4 protein-coding genes are annotated in these 4,715 nt (G+C 33.7%); all 4 read left to right on the top strand.

Going from position 1 to position 4,715, the window contains the following annotated elements; all coding sequences use genetic code 11:
- On the top strand, positions 1 to 545 hold a 545-nt coding region (locus SOY52_RS07170), incomplete at its 5' end, for an ATP-binding cassette domain-containing protein (RefSeq protein ID WP_320848279.1).
- Positions 546 to 549: 4 nt separating this feature from the next.
- Positions 550 to 1,266, top strand: coding sequence for an MBL fold metallo-hydrolase (locus tag SOY52_RS07165; protein WP_320848278.1), 717 nt, complete (start codon positions 550 to 552; stop codon positions 1,264 to 1,266).
- A 109-nt stretch (positions 1,267 to 1,375) separates the two neighbouring features.
- Positions 1,376 to 2,473, top strand: a complete 1,098-nt coding sequence (locus SOY52_RS07160) for a glycerol dehydrogenase (protein WP_320848277.1) — start codon at positions 1,376 to 1,378, stop codon at positions 2,471 to 2,473.
- 86 nt (positions 2,474 to 2,559) lie between these two features.
- A complete protein-coding gene (locus SOY52_RS07155; RefSeq protein ID WP_320848276.1) occupies positions 2,560 to 4,554 on the top strand; it encodes a hypothetical protein in 1,995 nt (664 codons plus the stop codon).
- The last annotated feature ends 161 nt before the right edge of the window (positions 4,555 to 4,715 follow it).

Below are 4,715 nucleotides of genomic sequence, written 5' to 3'. Positions count from 1 at the left end.
TAAGTGGCGATGATAAACACACCTTTAGACGCTCAGTTCAATTTATTTTCCAATCTCCAAAGGAAACAATGAATCCTTACTTTACAATTAAGAGTATTCTTTCAGAGCCATTAAAGATTAATTATAAGGGTATTAGTAAGGACGAAACTGAAAGAATGGTTTGTGAAATGTTAGTTAGGGTTGGTATGGATCCAAAGAATACCTTAGCTTATAGACCTTCTCATTTTTCAGGTGGACAGCTTCAGCGAATAGCTATTGCAAGAGCATTACTACTAGATCCTAGAGTATTAATTTGCGATGAATGCACATCCTCCTTAGATGTATCTCTTCAAGCACAAATTTTAAATTTATTAATTTCCTTGAAAAGAGAAATTGGTGTTTCAATGATCTTCATTAGTCATGATATTAGTGTTGTAAGATATATTTCAGATCGAATTATGGTAATGAAGGATGGGCATGTTGTAGAGTGTGGGAATAGTGATGAAATAATACATAATCCACAAAACAGCTATACAAAAACATTAGTTGAAACAGCATTTAGGTAAAAATATGAAAGTAACAATTTTAGGAACAAGTGGTGGCTATGTACGATGTGGTGGAGCAAATACATCATTATTAATTGAAAATGCTTCTGATAAAGTTGTAATCGATATGGGAGCAGGAGTGCTTTCAAACCTTGAGAGAGTCTGCTCTCTTGATAGTATTAACAATATTGTTCTTACTCACTCTCATAGTGACCACTATAGTGATGCCTTAGTTTCAGTATATGGCAGACTAATTTCCAAACAGTTAAAAAGAGATGTTACTGATTTATCATTTTATGGACCAAAAGATTCCTTTTTATGTGAAAAATTATCTTTAGAAAATGTCACAAACTATAATGAAATTAATCAAAATATTGTACTTAAAATTGGCTCTTTAAGTCTTACATTTTATAAAACTATTCATTTGGTTGAGTGCTATGCTGTAAAGTGTGAATGTGGTGGTAAATCTATTTTTTATACCTCTGATACCTCTTATAGTGAAGATTTAATTAAAGTAGCAAAGAATTGTGATTTACTATTAGTTGAGTGTTCAATTTTAAAAAAGTTTGGTTCAGGAAATAGAATTGGACATATGAATACTGAAGAGTGTTCAACATTCATTAAATGTGTAAATTCAAAAATAACTAGACTTGTACATTTACCATGTTATGGAAGCTTAGAAGAAATTGAAAAAGAATGTGGCTTTAATGTTGCAAAAGATTTAGAAGTAATCGAATTATAAATTTTTTTCAATTTTGGTACATTTTTCTCTTTTTTATTTACATTACTTCATCATGAAAATATTATCATGTCGATAAAAAATTATAGATATCTCTTAGGAGGATCAAACTATGATGAAGATGTTAAGGGCTATGAGAGAGCCTTTAAAGTACGTACAAGGTAGAGATGCACTTTTACATTTTTCTAAAGAAATGGGTTACATGGGAAAGCGTTGGCTATTTGTTTGCTCAAATAGTGGCTATAAGGCTTGTCATGAAAAAATCGAAAAGAGCTTTGGCTCTCTAGATGACTATAGACGTTACGAAATCTTTGGTGGAATTTCCAGTAATGGTGAAATTAAGAAGATGATGAGCATCGTTGAAGAGGATAAAATAGATACAGTTGTTGCTGTTGGTGGTGGTAGTGCTGTAGATACTGCTAAGGCTACTGCTTATTATACAGGAAAGCACATTGTAATTTTACCTACTGTTGCAGCAACAGATGCTCCATGTACTGGCCTTTCAGTAATATATAATGATGACCATAGCTTTGATAGATATTTATTCTATCCAACAAATCCAGATGCTGTAATGGTTGATACAACAATAATTGCAAATGCACCTGTTAAGTTCTTAATTGCAGGTATGGGTGATGCTCTTGGAACATATTTTGAAGGTAGAGCATCAATTAGAACTGAATCCCCAAGCCTTGAGGGAACTGGTATCACAAGAGCCGGACAGGCTTTAGCAAGACTTTGTTATGAAACATTGAGAGAATATGGAAAGCAGGCAATTGAAGCTTGTAAGGTACATGCTGTTACACCAGCTCTTGAAAATATTGTTGAAGCTAACGTTTATCTTTCAGGTGTTGGTGCTGATAATGTTAACTGTGCAGCTGCTCACTCATTTTATAATGGTGTAACATCATTAGGCATTAAGCATGCAGATCATGGATGCTGTGTAGCCTTTGGTACTCTTGTTCAATTGGTTTTGGAAGGTGCTACAAAAGAAGAGTTTAATGAAGTTCAGAATTTCTGTCTTGAGGTAGGTTTACCTGTAACACTTGCAGAAATTGGTGATATTTCAAATGATGATGTAATGACTATTGCTAAAAATGCATGTGCTCCTGGAGAGACTATCCATAACTTAGCAGGTGATGTAGAACCTATTGAATTATATGATGCAATTTTGCAAGCAGACAGTATGGGCAAATTAGCTCTTGGTAAATAATAAGATATTGATTTTTAGTGGAACTTTTAAACTTAAGGTTCCACTTTTTTTATTTTCAAAAATAATTTGATGGTATAATCAATTTCATGAAAAAGAATATTTTATTAACCATCATATTAATCGTTGTTTGTTTTACATCTCTAACGATTGCTTTTTTTATCCAAAATAACTGGAACAATGTTGATGTTAGAACGGGATTTATTGAGGTAGATGATGGAGATATCGCATATAAGCTATATGTTCCAAAAGGTGCTAAAAATAATCCTGGAGTATTACTGCTTCATGGATATCAAAATGACCATGAAACTAGTGCAGCCTATGCGATTGAGCTTGCTAGAAGGGGAGCTGTAGTTCTTGCAATCGATGAATACGGCCATGGCGATACAACAATTCCTATGAAGAATAGGGGATACACAAACCACAAGGTTACTGTCAACTATGGAAATGATAGTAGTGAGGATAAAACATATGTTGAAATAAGTGGCCCACTTAGATACAAGGTTTTGATGAACTTCTCTAATTTATCCTTCTTTAATGATAGATACTCTAAGGGCTCTGATGGTTCCAAAATTATTGATAGCTCAATGGGTGGTATTGCCGCTTATGCATTTTTATCCTCTCTTGATGAGGTTGATCCTTCAAGACTTGCTATCTCTGGTCACAGTATGGGTACTTGGGCATCTTGGTCAACTGCTGCAGCATATTCAGGAGCTGTAAACTCTGATGGAGTTGATATCACACCAAAAGCAACTGTATTACAGTGTGGAGAGCTTTTCAGAAATAGTGTTTATGATAGTGAGAAGATTAAATTTAATAATGTTCTTTTACTTCAAGCTAAATACGATGAATTTAACTACTTTAGAGATTATGAAAACTTTGTAACAGATAGTCTTCTTGACGCACCTGTTAGAACAGAGTTCTTAGGTGTTGATGCTCAAAATAGTGAGTGGAACACCACATTTGGAAACTTCTCAGATGGTAGTGCTAGAAGAATTGAGCTATTAAATACAAATCATAGATTAACAACTCATGATTCTCATGGATTAAGGGTTGCCCTTGATTGGTTTGATAGTGCAATTGATTTAGATAGCTCTATTAGTTCAAGTAACCAGGTTTACTTAATTAAAGAGACTCTTGTATTTATTGCAATGCTTAGTGCTATTTTCTCCATGATTCCTTTTATGAATATTTTACTTGAAACACCTTTCTTTAAGAGTGTTGCAACAGGTATTCCAAATCGTCCTGAGAAAGATAAGAGTGGAAAGAAGTGGTGGAAGAATTGCATAATAACAATGCTAATTGCAGCAATTACCTATCCTTTTATGACTCAACTTGGACATGGTTTACTACCTTTAAATGAAAATATTTTTAGAATGACTATTGGTAATGGCTTCTTAAGCTGGTACTTACTACTAATTGTAGTAATGCTGTTAACAACCATTATTCCAATCAAGAGAGCAAAAAAGAAGGGCATTATCATCGATATGGCAGATTTAGGTTTTGCAGGTGAGAAAAATCCTAAGCATTTTGATTTTGCTCTATTTGGCAAATCAATATTACTAGTTCTTCTAATGTTACTTTTTATGTATGTAGAACTATTTATTTCGGTAAAAGCCTTCATGCTCGACTTCAGATTTATTTGGCCGTTCTTTAGACTTTTCACCGGAGAAAGATTTATTCAATTCTTAGTTTACATACCTGTTTTTGCACTATTCTTCTTATTTAACAATAGTAAGATTTTTGCATCTAATAGAGTCCCTGAAGCAAGAATAAATGGCACCAGAGCCTTCATTTCAACTTGGGCTCACAATGCTCTTGCAATGGTTGGTGGTATTTTAATTGTTATTTTAATTGAGTACATTCCATTCTTCTTGGGAATAGGACCTGGTGCTGATTTACTATTTAGCCCAACCTTTGGTGGACCTTTTATGTCTCTACTAATTGTATTTGCACCACAAGTAATTGTGTTCTCATTAATTTGTACAATTATCTATAGAAAGACAGGAAACGTCTTTACCGGAGCACTATTAGTTGCGTCCTTAGCATGTTGGATTGTAACTGGAGGAAGTGCAATACTATAAAACAAATATGTCTGCCCAAATTAGGGCAGACATAGCACCTTTAATCGAGTTCTTGGAGAAATGCTTCCTTCCAAATATCTTTACCATTAACTTTAACGGTGATTGAATCACTAAGAGATTTAATTAAGTCTTCAAGCTTTGTTGAGTTATTAAAGCTTGAA

The sequence above is a fragment of the Bullifex sp. genome, from assembly GCF_034103065.1.
Lineage (GTDB): Bacteria > Spirochaetota > Spirochaetia > Sphaerochaetales > Sphaerochaetaceae > Bullifex.
This window is presented reverse-complemented; position numbering and strand designations above follow the sequence as displayed.

Bases quoted from the DNA above. Each gene is read 5' to 3' on its own strand.
- SOY52_RS07165 (WP_320848278.1), top strand. From the start codon at position 550: ATGAAAGTAACAATTTTAGGAACAAGTGGTGGCTATGTACGATGTGGT.
- SOY52_RS07160 (WP_320848277.1), top strand. From the start codon at position 1,376: ATGATGAAGATGTTAAGGGCTATGAGAGAGCCTTTAAAGTACGTACAA.
- SOY52_RS07155 (WP_320848276.1), top strand. From the start codon at position 2,560: ATGAAAAAGAATATTTTATTAACCATCATATTAATCGTTGTTTGTTTT.